Annotated in this window: 16 protein-coding genes; 14 read left to right on the top strand and 2 right to left on the bottom strand. The window is 33.5% G+C overall.

The window, feature by feature from the left end; genetic code table 11:
* The first annotated feature begins 18 nt into the window (after window positions 1-18).
* The 11 genes from MN204_RS01075 (at window position 19) to MN204_RS01025 (ending at window position 12,327) form a co-directional block, all read left to right on the top strand.
* The gene (locus MN204_RS01075; protein WP_249869218.1) at window positions 19-1,185 is read left to right on the top strand and encodes a glycosyltransferase family protein; all 1,167 of its coding nucleotides are present in this window, start codon (window positions 19-21) and stop codon (window positions 1,183-1,185) included.
* Between the two features lie 13 nt (window positions 1,186-1,198).
* Window positions 1,199-2,095, top strand: coding sequence for a glycosyltransferase family 2 protein (locus MN204_RS01070; RefSeq protein WP_249869217.1), 897 nt, complete (start codon window positions 1,199-1,201; stop codon window positions 2,093-2,095).
* Between the two features lie 37 nt (window positions 2,096-2,132).
* Window positions 2,133-3,443, top strand: coding sequence for a hypothetical protein (locus tag MN204_RS01065; protein ID WP_249869216.1), 1,311 nt, complete (start codon window positions 2,133-2,135; stop codon window positions 3,441-3,443).
* Window positions 3,444-3,647: 204 nt separating this feature from the next.
* Window positions 3,648-4,778, top strand: coding sequence for a glycosyltransferase (locus tag MN204_RS01060; protein WP_249869215.1), 1,131 nt, complete (start codon window positions 3,648-3,650; stop codon window positions 4,776-4,778).
* 82 nt (window positions 4,779-4,860) lie between these two features.
* Complete coding sequence (locus tag MN204_RS01055) at window positions 4,861-6,180, top strand: nucleotide sugar dehydrogenase (RefSeq protein ID WP_249869214.1); 1,320 nt, start codon at window positions 4,861-4,863, stop codon at window positions 6,178-6,180.
* Window positions 6,181-6,316: 136 nt separating this feature from the next.
* Window positions 6,317-7,621, top strand: coding sequence for a lipopolysaccharide biosynthesis protein (locus MN204_RS01050; protein ID WP_249869213.1), 1,305 nt, complete (start codon window positions 6,317-6,319; stop codon window positions 7,619-7,621).
* Between the two features lie 125 nt (window positions 7,622-7,746).
* On the top strand, window positions 7,747-8,625 hold the full coding sequence (rfbA, locus tag MN204_RS01045) for a glucose-1-phosphate thymidylyltransferase RfbA (protein WP_249869212.1): 879 nt from the start codon (window positions 7,747-7,749) through the stop codon (window positions 8,623-8,625).
* 23 nt (window positions 8,626-8,648) lie between these two features.
* The gene (gene rfbC / locus MN204_RS01040; RefSeq protein ID WP_249869611.1) at window positions 8,649-9,200 is read left to right on the top strand and encodes a dTDP-4-dehydrorhamnose 3,5-epimerase; all 552 of its coding nucleotides are present in this window, start codon (window positions 8,649-8,651) and stop codon (window positions 9,198-9,200) included.
* 13 nt (window positions 9,201-9,213) lie between these two features.
* A complete protein-coding gene (gene rfbD, locus MN204_RS01035; protein ID WP_249869211.1) occupies window positions 9,214-10,068 on the top strand; it encodes a dTDP-4-dehydrorhamnose reductase in 855 nt (284 codons plus the stop codon).
* Window positions 10,069-11,094 carry a dTDP-glucose 4,6-dehydratase gene (gene rfbB / locus MN204_RS01030; protein WP_249869210.1) on the top strand — a complete coding sequence of 342 codons (1,026 nt, stop codon included), beginning with the start codon at window positions 10,069-10,071 and terminating at the stop codon, window positions 11,092-11,094.
* Between the two features lie 66 nt (window positions 11,095-11,160).
* Complete coding sequence (locus MN204_RS01025; protein WP_249869209.1) at window positions 11,161-12,327, top strand: nucleotide sugar dehydrogenase; 1,167 nt, start codon at window positions 11,161-11,163, stop codon at window positions 12,325-12,327.
* A gap of 747 nt (window positions 12,328-13,074) precedes the next feature.
* Here the strand turns inward: MN204_RS01025 and MN204_RS01020 are convergent.
* Both MN204_RS01020 and MN204_RS01015 read right to left on the bottom strand, forming a co-directional pair.
* Window positions 13,075-13,572, bottom strand: a complete 498-nt coding sequence (locus MN204_RS01020) for a competence protein ComK (RefSeq protein ID WP_249869208.1) — start codon at window positions 13,570-13,572, stop codon at window positions 13,075-13,077.
* Between the two features lie 110 nt (window positions 13,573-13,682).
* Window positions 13,683-13,946: a helix-turn-helix domain-containing protein gene (locus MN204_RS01015; protein WP_249869207.1), complete on the bottom strand. Its 264-nt coding sequence runs from the start codon at window positions 13,944-13,946 to the stop codon at window positions 13,683-13,685.
* A gap of 307 nt (window positions 13,947-14,253) precedes the next feature.
* Here MN204_RS01015 and MN204_RS01010 point away from each other — a divergent pair, with 307 nt between their 5' ends.
* The 3 genes from MN204_RS01010 (at window position 14,254) to MN204_RS01000 (ending at window position 16,029) form a co-directional block, all read left to right on the top strand.
* Entirely contained in the window at window positions 14,254-14,820 is a 567-nt protein-coding gene (locus MN204_RS01010) for a sigma-70 family RNA polymerase sigma factor (protein WP_249869206.1), read from the top strand.
* A 106-nt stretch (window positions 14,821-14,926) separates the two neighbouring features.
* On the top strand, window positions 14,927-15,898 hold the full coding sequence (locus tag MN204_RS01005) for a DnaD domain protein (protein ID WP_249869205.1): 972 nt from the start codon (window positions 14,927-14,929) through the stop codon (window positions 15,896-15,898).
* Window positions 15,886-16,029 (top strand): hypothetical protein, encoded by a 144-nt coding sequence (locus MN204_RS01000; RefSeq protein ID WP_249869204.1) that lies wholly within the window; start codon window positions 15,886-15,888, stop codon window positions 16,027-16,029. Before MN204_RS01005 ends, MN204_RS01000 begins: the two co-directional genes overlap by 13 nt.
* Window positions 16,030-16,573: the final 544 nt, after the last annotated feature.

The following is a 16,573-nucleotide window of genomic DNA, read 5'->3' as shown; positions in this document are numbered from 1 at the left end:
AATTTATAGGAGGATCATATGAAAATAATCTATATTTCGTTTTTGAATGAGCTAGATAGACCGGGATATAAGAATAAAATACATTCGCAAGTCGAAGCTCTACGCGATCTAGGAAATGAAACATACCTATACACTATTTCTGGTGATAATATACTTTTCTATGAATTTTTAGAAAATGAAATTTCTACGAATACATCTAAACTAAAGCATAAAAGAATAATAAAGTCAAAGAATATCTTTGATGAGATGTTTCTAATAAAAGAGTTTGTAAATAATTTCAAAGAAATAGTAAATACAGTAAAACCGGATATTGTTTATATTAGAAGAATTGTTCCCATAACTCCTTGGATATTAGGGTTAATCGATTGGTTAAGAAAAAAAAATGTTTATGTTGCTTATGAATACCCTACATATCCATGGAAGAGAGAGATGATAGTAACGCGAAAAAAATTATTCTATTATATTGATAGCTTTTTGTATGAAAAATTATTCTCAAAGGTAAATCAGTTGGTTGTCTTTGGAGAATATGATGGGAGTCATCCAAAAGTAGTGGAAACTATGAATGGGGTTGATGTTAAAAAATTCGGTACTCACTTTAAGAAAAGGAGTGATAACCATTTAACATTGATAGCTGTTGGTCATATAATGCCACAACATGGATATGATAAGTTAATCAAAGGATTGGGAGAATATTATAAAAATCCAAATAGAAAAAGAAAAGTATTTATTAATATAGTAGGCCCGGAAGGTAATGGAGTGGATCTTAAGGCACTAGCCACAAGTTACAATGTGGAGAAATACATTAAGTTCTGGGGATTTCAAACAGGAGTTCATTTAGATGAAATATTTGATGAGTCTGATATCGGCGTCGACTGTTTGGCGTTGAATAGAATAGAAACAACAAATATCGTGGGCTCATTAAAAAGTAGAGAATATTTAGCAAGGGGAATCCCATTTATATTTGCTGGTAATTTAGATTTTATCAAAAAAGAGAAAAGAAACCTTGATTTTGTTCTCGAAGTGGATGAGTATAAAGAATATGTTGACATTGATAGAGTGATAGAATTTTTTGATGAATGTGTAAATTCACCAAATGAAATACGAGATTATGCCGAAAAGTACTTGTCATGGAAAAAAATGATGAAACCAGTGATTGAAAAATACCTAATGGATACTCAAGAGTAAGAGGAGGGGTTTTATGGTTAGATTATCGTTTATTATTTTGCATTATAAAAAGTATGAGGATACTTTCCAGTGTGTAAAATCCATTAATAAAGCCAATCTACATGAAAATAATGTTGTCATAATTGTAGATAATGGTTCGGGTAACGATTCAGGAGAAAGGTTAAGAAAAGAATATAAAGATAATAAAGAAATTCATGTATTAACTAATTCACAAAATCTTGGGTTTGCTAAGGGCCTTAATGTTGGTATTGAGTACTCAAGAAAATTGTTTCCAAATAATTTTGTTGTTTTACTTAATAGTGATACAGAAATTATTTCAGGAAATTGGAATGAGGTCATATCTCACAAATATGATAAATATCAATTCCATGTGATGGGGCCAGATATACTTAATTTGGATGGCATTACACATGGTAATCCAAGAAAAACAAAAAAATATAATCTTTTGACTATTAACTACATGCTTTGGATTAAATATATTGAGCTTATTCTCTTGTATCTTCATATAGACATAATTGAAATTTATATAAAAATGAAGAATTGGCTTTCTTCTAAAGTGATAAAAGAACGCTCTGATAAAATTAATAATGATTTGATTAACGTTGAATTACAAGGTAGTTGCTTGATTTTGTCCAGCTCATATCTTGATAAATATAATGGTCTAAATGACCAAACATTTTTGTATTTTGAAGAAGCTATATTAAAGTATATTGCTGAGCGAGATGGTTTAGTTATGCTATACACACCAGATATTAGTATTCTTCATAAAGAGTACGGTTCAACGATGCAAGTGGTATCAAGTAGTTGGGAACGTAAAATGTTTATTATGCGTCATGGTATAAAGTCACGTAAAGTGATGAGAAGCTTAATATATAAAGATTTATTATCGATTAATAAATCTGAAGGCTAGTAGCAAGTTACATTACTAGTTTTAAAGGAGTTGCAACATGCAAAATGGTCGAGTTATAAATCGAAATTTATTCAAACTTGATATAGTGTTAATACTTTATCTTTTTTTATGGTTATTTGACCCACCTTTAATTAAAAATTTTAGTTTCGAACCAATATTGACAATATACTCAATAATTTATGTAGTTCTAAATTATGGTTATGCAAAAGTAGCTATAGCCAAAAGTAGAATTACTATATTTATAAAAGGTTATTTACTATATTTTATATACGGAGTGGTTATTACCGGTTTAAACTTTCTTTTTAGAAATGATGTAAATTTAACAAGTGCATTTTTAAACACATTCATTGGTCTCATATCCTACGGATTATATATTATAGCAATAGGTTTATTTGTAACCACAAGATCCCAAAAAAAGGGATATGACTTTTACTTTTTAATAAAGATGATAATATTTGCTGCTTCAATACAAGCAGTATTAGTCATTGCCTCATTTTTATCATCTGATATAAAAAATTATTTTATCCAAATTATGTCCACAAATATTAGTTCATCTAATAAGATTTCAACCTATGTTACTGATATCTCCGGAAAGAGAAATTTCGGATTTGCTTATAGTCTTTATGATATGTTTGGATACGTAACTAGTATAATGTTTATAACTACATTCAATTATGCATTATATAGAAATAAACTTTATTTCATTATATCAGGTGCCATATTTATGATGCCATTATTAAATTCAAGGACAGGGTTATTATTATCTGTTTTAGGCCTAATAATATCTTTATTGTTATATCTAATTTATAGTGGGAAAGCTACTTCGTTTTTAAAGGTATTGTTTAGTTTACTAATTTTGTCTTATCTATTAAGTGCTGTTTTTAATCTAATTCAATTAAATGCTCCAACAACTTATACCTGGATGAAAGAAGGAATTGATTCAACAATAGCATTAATTACAGAAGGTGAAGTAACAGGGGGTTATTATACAAATGCCTCTATGTTTTGGTTTTTTCCTACTGATCTATCAATTATATTTGGAACTGGTTTAACACCAAAGGATTTAATTAACACTGGGAGTGACGTTGGGTATGTTAATGTTATTTGGAAATTTGGTATTGTAGGACTGTTAATTGTTATAGCTCTATACACAAAATTATTAAAAACGGTCATAAAAACTTCTGATAGTGGACTAAAGAAAGCAATAGGATTTTATTTAATATTTTCGGTTTTAATATATATGGTTAAACTAGATGTTGTTAAAGCAAGTCCTGGTGCATATATTATGTTTTTGTTATGCTTTATCATTTTATATGATAACCATGAAAAGAACACTAATAAGACATAATGTTATATTTTATATTATCAAAGCTTACTAATTTTATGTCTTTTAATTGCATATCTATAGAGGCACTTTTAAAACTACTAGGAAAGTTTGATATTAATGTCAAAGATATATGATTGGTATAGATTAATTTCGGTCTAAAAAGGTGCATGGTACTCTCTTGCAAAGGGCATCCTTTTTAAAAATGCATCTAATGGAGGTTATACATTGAGAGGTTTATATATAGCTTTTGGAGCAAATTTTTTCTTGGACAGGATTACAGAGGTTACATCTAATGGAATTGCGAAGAAAATTTACAATCAAATCAATTCATTTAAGCGTAGTGGGATTCATATGGATTTTTATAATCCATATTCCAAAAGAAATCAAAAAATATATCGTATTGAAAGAAGATTACCATTTTCACATTTGCATAGGTGGGATTTCGAATATTCAACTATTTCTAGCTATGACTTTATCTATATAAGAAAATCGTGGTATATGGATGGAGATTTAATATATTTCCTGAAAAAAGTCAAGAGAGTAAAATCTAGCATAAAAATAATAGTCGAAATACCAACTTATCCTTATGATAAAGAGCTAACTGAAATTAAATCCCTGCCATTAGTTTTCAAAGATAAATATTGGAGAAATCACCTTAATTTATATGTTGATAAAGTAGTTACTTACTCAAGAGATAAAGAAGTATTTAAAATTCCGACATTAACGGTTTCAAACGCAATTAATTTCACCACATTAAAGAGAAAACACTTAACAGAACATGCCAATGAAGAAGAGGTTAACCTCATTGCTTGTTCAAGTTTAGCCTATTGGCATGGATATGATAGGGCAATAAAAGGATTAGCAAATTATTATAAAGATGGTCAGAATAGTAGAATAGTTAATCTCCATATAGTTGGAGATGGGGAAGAGATGGAAAAGTATAAAAAAATGATAGAAGAATATAATTTGAACCAGCATGTATTCTTATATGGGATGTTAACAGGGAGTGAATTGGATAAAGTATATGAACAGTGTGAGATTGGATTAGATAGTTTAGGAAGGCATAGGTCTGGGGTTGAATATAATAGTTCTTTAAAGGGAAAAGAATACTGTGCAAAGGGATTGTTAATTATATCAGGGGTTAAAACAGAACTTGATTATGATGAACAATACAATTACTATTTCAAAGTCCCAGCAGATGATTCAGATTTAGATTTTAATAATATTATAGAATTTTATCATGATGCTCTTAGTAAAGAATCAATTCAAACAATTCAAAAAAATATTATGCGATATGCGAAGACGCATTTCGACTATGATGTAGCTATGAAACCAATAATTAATTTTATTAAGTAAGTAATTTGTATGGAGACAAGATTAAAGTAGTATTTCTACTGATTATTATTAGAAATAAAAGTTTAAAGTGAGGAAATATAAAATGAGTATATTTGAAAAATTAGTTAATAAGGAAGAAAAAATAGCAGTAATAGGCTTAGGGTACGTCGGAATGCCTATAGCAGTTGCATTTGCAAAGAAGCTAGAGGTTATTGGCTTTGATATAGATTCAAGAAAAATTGAATTATATAAAAGTGGTATAGATCCAACAAATGAAATAGGTAACGAGGGAATAAAACAAACCACCGTTGATTTTACTTCGGATGAAACAAGATTAAAAGAAGCAAAATTTCATATAATAGGGGTTCCAACTCCAATTAACATTGATAAAACTCCAGACCTTACACCTGTTGAACTTGCAAGTTCTACTGTTGGTAGAAACCTGAGTAAAGGTTCTATTGTAGTTTATGAATCTACTGTTTATCCAGGAGTTACTGAAGACATTTGTGTTCCAATATTGGAAAGAGAGTCTGGATTGAAATGTGGCGTTGACTTTAAGATAGGCTATTCTCCTGAACGAATTAATCCGGGTGATAAACAACATAGATTAGAGAACATTATTAAGATCGTATCTGGTATGGATAAAGAGAGTTTGCATGATATCGCTAGAGTGTACGAATTAGTAATTGAAGCTGGTGTTCATAAAGTAGGCTCAATAAAAGTAGCAGAAGCGGCTAAGGTTGTTGAAAATAGCCAGAGAGATATTAATATTGCATTTATGAATGAACTTGCTATGGTATTTGACCGCATGGGAATTGATACAAAAGAAGTAATCGAGGCAATGAATACAAAATGGAATGCGCTTAAATTCTATCCTGGACTTGTTGGTGGGCATTGTATAGGCGTTGACCCATACTATTTTGTCTATGAGGCGGAGAAATTAGGTTATCACAGTCAAATTATTCTTTCCGGGAGAAAAATTAATGATGGAATGGGTAAATTTATTGCTGATGCAATTATTAAGAAGCTAATTTTAACGGATAAGGTTGTTAAACAAGCTAAAGTAGTAATTTTAGGAATGACCTTTAAGGAAAACACACCAGATACCAGAAACTCAAAAGTTATTGATATAATTTCAAGCTTAACAGATTATGGAATTGAACCAATTGTGGTAGATCCAGTTGCAGATACAGAAGAAGCAAAGAGAGAGTATGATATTGATTTGGTTGATATAAGGGAAGTGAAAGATGCTGATTGTTTGGTTCTTGCGGTTGCACATGACACGTTCAAGAAAATGAGTTTGGAAGAAGTAGATTCATTGTTCGCTAAACATAATAATAAAGCCAAAATTATTGTTGATGTAAAAAGTATCTTTAACAGAAAAGAGATTGACGAAAAAGGATACACTTATTGGAGCTTATAAAAGATAATATTAATTTATTTCGTATAGAACAATTATGAATAGTATTTGTATTTTTTGAAAATATAAAGTTTTGGGAGATTAGCATTGAGATCTCCTTTCCCCAATCTAGAATTTGGAAAAAGTAAGGGATATCAGAATGAAAAATAAAATTTTAAAAATCGCTAAAAAGCCATTTGTTCGTAATGTAGTAATATTGTCTTCTGGAACAGCTGCCGCTCAAGTAATAGGTGTAGCTCTTTCTCCTATTATTACAAGAATCTATGGACCAGAAGCCTATGGATTAATGGGGACATTTATAGCACTTGTGTCTTTTTTTGCCCCTATTGCAGCATTAACATTTCCTATAGCTATAGTACTTCCACAGCGTGAAAAAGATGCTAAGGGACTAATTCGTCTTTCCTTGTTAATTGCAGTTCTTTTTTCAATAGTAGTAGGATTGTTGATAATATTATTTCATGAACCAATTGTTCGGGTTTTTCAATTAGAAGACATTAATTCTTACTTGTATTTGATTCCTGTAGTAATTTTATCAGCAGGGCTATTACAAGTCATGGAGCAGTGGCTAATTCGAACTAAACAATTTACTATTTCCGCTAAGGTTACTTTTTTGCAAGCTCTTATAGTCAATGGAGGAAAGGTAGGTATTGGTTTAGTTCATCCATTTGCATCAGTGTTGATTTTATTTACAGCCTTAACACAAGGATTAAAAGCTATTTTAATGCATTTATTTACAAGGAAGACTAGTTATAAGCTTCCCTCAGATATTATTAAAGACCGGACTTCCATAAGAGGTATCATAAAAGATTATAAGGATTTTCCATTATATAGAGCACCCCAAACTATTGTAAACTCTATTTCAGAAGGTATTCCTGTTTTAATGATGGCAAGTTTTTTTGGTCCTGCTGCGGTTGGGTTTTACAATATAGGAAGAACTGTCCTAGGAGTACCTACTCAACTAATAGGAAAATCAGTTGGTGACGTATTTTACCCCAAAATTGCTAGAGTAGCGAATGATGGTATATCCGTTACACAAGTTCTGAAAAAGGCAACACTCATTCTTGCTGGTATAGGAATTTTACCTTATGGGGTTGTTATTATTTTTGGTCCAATTTTATTTAGTTTTGTGTTTGGTTCAGAATGGACAGAAGCAGGTGAATATGCAAGGTGGATATCATTGTGGAGCTTTTCATCGTTTATCTTGCAACCAGCATTAAGAGCATTGCCAGTAATATTAGCACAGAAATTCCATTTAATATTTACGATAATTTCAGTGATAATTCGTATCTCCTTGTTACTATTAGGTTCTATAATTTTTTCTAGTGAAATAATTGCTATAGCTCTGTTTTGTGCATCTAGTGGTCTTCTGAATATTCTACTAATGTTATCAATTTTTAGCTTGTGTAAAAAGTTTGATAATAAAAAAATTAGAACAAACTTGTAAGTATCAATAATTTAAATCTTATACTCTTGATATCAAGGTAGATTGTTAGTCATATATCTTGTTAGAAATGTTATCATCAAATGTTAATAAAAATTACTTGGGCGAATAGAAAGGAGCTTATATGAATGAAAGGGATTATATTAGCAGGAGGTAGCGGTACGCGTTTATATCCTCTCACAATGGTAACAAGTAAACAATTGTTACCAGTTTATGATAAACCAATGATTTATTACCCATTATCAACTTTAATGCTTGCAGGAGTAAAGGATATACTAATTATTTCAACACCTGAAGATACTCCTCGTTTTGAATCTTTACTGGGCGATGGAGCTCAATTCGGATTGAATCTAAAATATGAAGTACAGCAAAGCCCTGATGGATTAGCTCAGGCCTTTTTAATTGGTGAAGAATTTATTAAAGATGACTCAGTGGCTATGATTTTAGGGGATAACATCTATTATGGTAGTGGTATGAGAAAAATACTTCAACGTGCAGCAAATAAAGAAACTGGTGCTACCGTGTTTGGATATCATGTACAAGATCCACAACGCTTTGGAGTTGTAGAGTTTAATGAGTTTGGTAAGGTAGTTAGTGTAGAAGAAAAGCCGGAAATCCCCAAATCCAATTACGCTATTACCGGTTTATATTTTTATGATAACCGTGTGGTTGATATTGCAAAAAATGTAAAGCCATCTGCACGCGGTGAACTCGAAATCACCTCTATAAATGAAGCATATTTAAAACTAGGGGATTTGGATGTGGAACTATTAGGTAGAGGGTTTACTTGGTTAGATACCGGAACACATCAAAGCTTAGTTGAAGCAACAAACTTTGTTAAAACAGTTGAAGAACATCAAGGGATTAAAATTGCTGCTCCAGAAGAAGTTGCATTTATTAATGGCTGGATTACTAAGGAACAATTATGGGATTGTGGCGAGAGACTTAGCAAAACAGGTTATGGTCAATATTTAATGAAAGTTGCAAATGGAGAAATAAAATATTAAGAATTGAAAGAAGTGAAAGAATGATGAAACTTACTAAAACTAATTTAGATGGTGTGGTTATAGTTGAGCCAAACGTATTTGGTGACCATCGTGGCTGGTTTATGGAGACATATAATGAGGCGAATTTGTTGGAAGCTGGAATCAATATAAAATTTGTCCAAGATAATCAATCATTTTCAGCCGCTAAGGGTACATTAAGAGGATTACATTACCAACTTGAACCTAAAGCCCAAACGAAGTTGGTACGCTGTACTAAGGGGGCAATTTATGATGTTGCTGTAGATATTCGAAAAAATAGTCCAACTTATGGACATTGGTTTGGGATTGAATTAACAGAACAAAATAAAAAGCAATTATTAATTCCAAAAGGATTTGCTCACGGATTTATGACCTTAACTGAAAATGTAGAAGTACAATATAAAGTGGATGAGCTTTATGCTCCAGAATACGATCGTGGCATTATTTGGAACGATCCTACTATTGGAATCAATTGGCCCATGGATATAGATCCTATACTATCAGGAAAAGACGAAAAGGCAATGGTACTAAAGGATGCTGAGAATAACTTCAGCTAAGGGGAGTAGTTATATGAAGGTATTAGTAACTGGATATACTGGTCAGCTTGGTTACGATGTCGTACAAAGTGGTCTGAAAATTGGGTTGAACATGGTGGGAATAGGCTCGAAGGATTTAGATATTACGAACGAAGCTGCAGTTACTTACTACGTTAAAGAAATGAATCCTGATGCAATTATTCACTGTGCTGCCTATACAGCAGTTGATAAAGCAGAAGATGATAAAAGTAAATGCTGGGATGTAAATGTTGAAGGTACAAAGCACTTAGCTAAAACTGCAAAAGAGATAGATGCAAAGTTTTTATATATAAGTACTGATTACGTGTTTAACGGAGAAGGGGATTCACCATTCGATGAAAAGGATAAAACAAATCCGATTGGATATTATGGGTTAACAAAATATGAAGGTGAAAAAATACTAAAACAACTGCTAGACCATTGGTTTATCATACGTATCTCATGGGTTTTTGGAATAAATGGAAATAACTTTGTGAAAACAATGCTCAGATTAGCGGAAACAAAAAAAGAAGTAAATGTTGTAGGTGATCAAGTAGGTTCCCCTACTTATACATTCGATTTAGCTCAATTAATTATTGAAATGATCCAAAGCGATAAATATGGAGTTTATCATGCTTCAAACGAAGGTTTTTGTAGTTGGGCAGAATTTGCTCAAGAAATATATAAACAAGCTAATGCAGATGTAAAAGTTAATTCAATTTCTTCTGAAGAGTATCCGACTCGTGCCGTTCGTCCCAAGAATTCAAGGATGTCAAAGCAAAATCTGATAGAAAATGGTTTTCATCCCTTGCCGAAATGGCAAGATGCACTTAAACATTATTTAAATGAATTAAAACAAGAGGTGAAATAATTGTTTAGAAAGAAGATTCTCGTAACAGGCGGAGCAGGTTTTATTGGGGGTAATTTTGTTCAATATATGGTTGATAAGTATCCTCAATATGATATTTATAATATGGATTTATTAACTTATGCAGGTGACTTAACAAAGCATAAGTATATTGAAAAGAAAGACAATTATTTTTTTGTGAAAGCAGATATTGCTGACCGTGAAACCATAGTCCCACTGTTTGAAAAAGAGAAGTTTGACTATGTTGTACATTTTGCTGCAGAGAGTCATGTTGATCGTTCAATTACTGACCCAGGAATCTTTGTTCAAACGAATGTACTTGGAACACAAGTTTTGTTAGATGCGTCTAGAGCAGTTGAAGTAACGAAATTTGTACACGTATCGACAGATGAGGTATATGGTGAATTAGATTTTGACCCAAATACATTTTTCACAGAAGAAACACCTTTACAACCAAATAGCCCTTATAGTGCGAGTAAAGCCTCATCTGATTTATTAGTTAGGGCGTATCACGAAACATATGGATTACCAGTAAACATCACTCGTTGTTCTAATAATTATGGACCATATCACTTCCCGGAAAAGTTAATTCCATTAACAATTTCTCGTGTCTTAAATGACCAAAAGGTTCCAGTTTATGGTGATGGGAAAAACATACGTGATTGGTTACATGTAATTGATCATTGTGCAGCGATTGATTTAGTTATGCATGAAGGTGTAAATGGAGAAGTGTACAATGTTGGTGGTCATAATGAGCTGACGAATTTAGAGGTAGTTAAGACGATTATTGAAGCGCTTGGGAAATCAGATGAGTTAATTGATTTTGTTAAGGATCGCTTAGGACATGATAAGCGTTATGCAATTGACCCTACTAAATTAGAAAATTTAGGTTGGAAACCAACTTATAATTTTGAAACAGGAATTGCTCAAACAATTCAATGGTATCTTGATAACAAAGAATGGTGGGAGCAAATTATTAGTGGAGATTATCAGGACTATTTTGAAAAGCAATATAGTATTAATAAATAAAGTTAAACCATTAATAAATGTGGATTAAGTAAGAGGTATTGAAACTTTGGAAGAGGTAATGTTCATATGAAAATTACGATTGCTGGAACAGGTTATGTTGGCTTATCAAATGCTATATTACTGGCTCAGAAAAACGAAGTAATTGCATTAGATATTATTCAAGAAAAGGTAGATATGATTAATAATAAAAGGTCTACTATTATTGATAATGAGATTGAAGAATATTTAGCAAGTAAAGAATTAAATTTAACTGCTACTACAGATAATTATAAAGCTTATAAAGATGCAGATTATGTAATTATTTCTACGCCAACAAATTATGATCCAGAGAAAAACTACTTTAATACTAGAACTGTTGAAGCGGTTATTGCTAATGTACTATCTATTAATCCAGATGCAATAATGGCTATTAAATCTACAGTTCCGGTTGGTTATACAGAAAAAATAAAAGAAAAATTCGAAACCGAAAATATTATTTTCTCACCTGAATTTTTACGTGAAGGAAAGGCTTTGTACGATAACTTGTACCCTTCGCGTATAATTGTTGGGGAACAGTCTGACAGAGCTCAGGTGTTTGCTAACTTGTTAGCTGAAGGAGCGATTAAGGAAGATATTCCTGTATTGTTTACAAATTCAACAGAAGCAGAAGCTATTAAACTATTTGCCAACACATATCTTGCGATGAGAGTCGCCTTTTTTAATGAGCTCGATTCTTATTCAGAGGTAAGAGGATTAGACAGTAAGCAAATTATTGATGGAGTTGGCTTAGATCCACGCATTGGCAATCACTATAATAACCCATCGTTTGGTTATGGCGGTTACTGCCTACCTAAAGATACAAAGCAGTTATTAGCAAATTATGCAGATGTACCGAATAATATAATGACAGCTATCGTAGATGCAAACAGAACAAGAAAAGATCATGTTGCTGAAATGATTATTAAGAAGAATCCTAAGATTGTTGGAATCTATCGACTTACTATGAAAATGGACTCAGATAATTTTAGACAATCCGCTATTCAAGGTGTTATGAAGCGAATTAAAGCTAAAGGTATTGAAGTTGTTGTATATGAGCCAGCCCTTCATGAAGAGACATTCTATAACTCAAGAGTAATAAATGATTTTGATGATTTTAAGAGAGTTTCAGATGTAATTGTTGCAAATCGATTGTCTGATGATTTACGTGATGTAGAAGATAAGGTTTATACTAGAGATTTATTTAGTAGGGATTAATAAATTAGACCCGCTGGGCCAGAATTAGTGGCTTGGCGGGCTTATTTGTATTGCTTACTTTTCACCTGGAATCTTGGGTCAGCCCCCATAGCCATCAAGCTAACGAATTTGGAACGTAGGAAATCCCATTTTGGTTAGCTGTTTTAAATTAATTTCTTGTTAAATTTCCTATTTATTAAAAAAGCGCATACTGTTAAAGTACACAGGCACAGTTTCCTCGTCCGGTTGGTGGGTTAACTGATTAATTACTATGCAAAAATGACCATTTTACTGGACGCAAGGTTATAGATATTTATAATGCAGTACACAAGCACTGTTAGTAATTAATTTTAAAAGGTGGATAAACAATGAGTGAGAAAGAAAAACTCCAACAACTTTTAATGAGAGTTATGAAAGAAACAGAAAATAATAGAATGCAATCAGCAAAATAAGTAATACAATTAATGATAAGCGAAATAACAGTTAATACAAGCTCACAGTGGAAGTAGAATGAGCGATAAGGTTAGTATGGTTGATTACGGCCACTAGATCTTACCATTCTTGATATGTTATTTACCAATGTTTCCCAAGGGATTTAGCGCCTGCTAACGTATTTACCAATCGCTACAAATTACACTTTGAAAAGCTGTAGGACTTTACTTTTGCAATCAGTTAATTAGAGTTGTTTTTAAATACCGTGCAATCATTTTTATAGAATCTTCCTAAATATTTTTTACTTGAATTAATCTTAATTGCCAATACATAGATTTAAATGCCATATACAGCCTTCCCACTACAAGAAGAAAATGCAAAGATGCATTCCAATGTCCGCTCCATTTGCTTGTTCAAGATGTAACTCGTAATGTCCATGGAGACTTTCTCACCATTTAAGAAGGTAATGATTGATTTCGTGTGAGGTTCTGTTTTTAGGTGATTCTGTCTAATCTGGAGAAGTTGATGGTAGAATAGCCAGCTGCAATGGAAGTCGGCCGTGGCGTGGGTTGGAAAGGTGAAGATGTTTTTTCCTAGATTGATAGGAATGGGGATCTTTCGTTTGAATCCAGTTTGATTGATGACGGATTGCCTCCTTTCTTCATAAGTGGAGTTACTCTCGATGCAAGCCTGGTTGATGAGTTGGATGGCAGTTTTTTGAATAAAGAACCGTTTTCCCTGCTCTACTGCAATCGTATCGTATGCTGCGTTATATGCAGGTAACAAGGCCATCGTTTTTTCATTAATGAGATAGTCGGATAAGATTTCATTCATGGATTGGGCACTCCTTTATGGGGATGATGGAATAAAAAAGGAGAAGTCTAAGAAGCGTAAAACAGGTGTGTGGATGGCTTTAGAGAAAGATAGGAAAGGAGCGGGGACAATCATTTCCGCTTGTCCCTTTTGTTTTCTATTTCTTTTTCAATTTCATCAAACAACTGTCCGGCGTTTATATTCAGTGTTCTGCATAACCTGTAGAGCGTAAAAGATTGGGGACCTTTAGAAACTTCTCCCCGTTCAAGACGTCCTAAATGTTTATCATCCAAGTCCACATCTTCCGCTAATTCCTCTAGCGATTTCATCTGTTGGTGTCGCTTGATTCTTAATTGTTTACCTAGTAATTGATTGAATAGCTCGGATTCTTTCAACGTATTTCTCCCTTTTTACGGTTATTATCTAGGTAGAACATAGAAGGAGCCACGCTCTATAGAGCACTTTTTATGGATTGATGCAACTTTATTTCGATGAGAAACATACAAAATAAATAAAAAAGTGTCTAACTTCGACAACCCCCGCTGAAAATTGAATTTTCGGCGGGGGTTGTGTGTGTATTTTTTAAAAATTCCCAAAGAAAATCGCATTTTGAAGGTAGATAGCAAAAGTTAGGCAAGATGCAATTTTTTCAGTTTTTTTGTAGGATAAAGCTAGTCCTAACAGAAAAAGGAGGAAGTACAAATGAAGGATAAAGAGGAAATGCAATTTGAGGAGATTTTCAAACAGAATGAAAGACGGATTTATTACCAGATGCAGCGATTAGGAATTTATGATCCATCAAGGGAATTTTATATGGAAGGATTATATGCCATGTGGATCGCCTACAAGAAGTACGAACCAGACAAAGGCCCCCTCGCAACCTACTTCAACTACACCATCCGCAATCGATTAATCGATTTACTACGTAAGAAATCAAGAACACTCCAAGCAGAAGAAAAAATCCGCGAACAATCGCAGACGCAACTACAAGATGGCAATTATATCCGCAAGAGTCATGCATCCTATCCAATACCGAATATCCCTGATATCTTGCTTGACGACCCAATTCAATGGAGAAAAATCAAATCACAACTAACCGAAAATCAGTGGAAGTGGGTCAATTTTTACATCCTAGGAGACATATCCATCAAAGACATCGCCATCCAAGAAAACACCACCCCCGAAGCCGTCAAAAGCTGGGGAAAACAAGTCAGAAAAAAACTAAAAAGGAAGCATGGGGACGGTTCTTTTGCTTCCTTGGAGGATTAATTAATCGGTTAATCGAGATTGTCAGAAAGAATGCGGCGTTGTTGGAGGCATTTTTCTAGCGGCCTCGGAATGATAGAGAATTATCCAATTTGAAAGGGTGGAATCGATGAATTACATCAAACAAGTCAATGCTTTTTATAATCATTTGGAAACAAACCAGCTGACAGCTTCGGCAGCAAATCTTTGGCATGTGCTCATGCAAGTCAATAATCGTGCAGGGTGGAGGCAGGAGTTTACTGCTGCAATGTCTATGCTTTGTTATAAAGCCAATTTGACAGTAAGCACATTTAAACGGGCACGGAATGAACTGCAGGAGAAGGGATATATTCGTGTGAAGTCTCGAGGTGGAAGTCGAGCAGCATCTTATCAAATTGTTTCGTTAGATAGGATGACGGATGAAGAGGATCCGGAAGTTTTCGAGATGGAGGAGAGTGGGGAAAGTGGTGCAGACGATCGTGTGAACCACAATTTGGACCACAAATTGGACCGCAATAATGACCAAAAGATGGACGACAACATGAACCACAATGTGAGCCAGAATGCTGACCCATTAATTAAACAAAACAAAACGAAACAAAACGATACAACAAATGCAACCGACGCGATTCGATTTTTCCAGGATAATTTTGGTGGGGTAAGCCCGTATGTAGCGGAAGATATGATTCATTGGATAAATGAATTAGGTGAGTCGCTCGTTTTATATGCCATGAAACGTGCACTGGAACGCGGACGATTGAACTGGGGATATGTGAAGGCGATTCTTGATGCCTGGGTGAAGAAGGGAATTCGGAATGTAGAGGATGCTCGTGCAGAGGAAGTGGAGTATCGGCGTCAGCGGGAGCGGAAAGTGGTGCGTGAGTCGGGTGGTTATCGGGCTGGTAGTAAGGGGGCTGCGGATGTAGTTCCTGATTGGTTTAGGGAGCGGAAGCGGAGGGAGAAGAAGCAGGATGTGGTTGGGAATAGGGATTCGGTAGGGTTGAGGGAGAGTGTGGAGAGGAGGTTGGTGGAGTATCGGGGTGATGCGGGAATGCAGGTGCCTGACCCCCACCGCTTTGGGGTTGAAAAATGGCGACAGTAATTTCCAGTATTGGATTAAAAGGTATGGATGGATACCGTGTACAAGTGGTGATAACGGCCACTGGATCTTACAATCCGGGTTTGTCAAATAAAGTGTGTAAGTTAAAACTTACTCCAAGTATGGAAATGTAAACTAAACTGTGTAAGTGTGAGAGCGTACAACTCTTACTTCATAGTTTAGTTTTTTACTGGTGGAATAAAGTTAATTATATTGGCACGGACTGTTATTTATTTGGAAATATATTTAGTGATAATTTTAGGAACTACATGAAAGGTTTGACTTATACTCATCATATAACCAAAATGAATACAATATATTCCGATTATTTATTATTCAAAAATTCCTATTCGAAGTATAATGAAAATACAAAATATTTATTCGGTAAATATTTTTGTATACTACATAGAGCCAAAATATAACTAACAATGTTGATTTAGGAATTATGAATCAAGTAGGATCTCTTAGTCATTCCTATTAAGGGCTTCTTGATAAGTTATAATAGTGCATCAAATTTAAAACAATAACCTTATAGCCAAGTTAAGATCAGTAATCAAACATCATTTAAATATACAGACTAATTTCGTGATTATCAAGAAGAATCGTTGAATCCAGCGGTTACTTTGCTAATGATTCATTGATATTAATAAATAGGGAGGAAAATAAATTGTCACAAAA

The sequence above is a fragment of the Oceanobacillus saliphilus genome (assembly GCF_023522835.1).
GTDB classification, from domain to species: domain Bacteria; phylum Bacillota; class Bacilli; order Bacillales; family Amphibacillaceae; genus Oceanobacillus; species Oceanobacillus saliphilus.
This window is presented reverse-complemented; position numbering and strand designations above follow the sequence as displayed.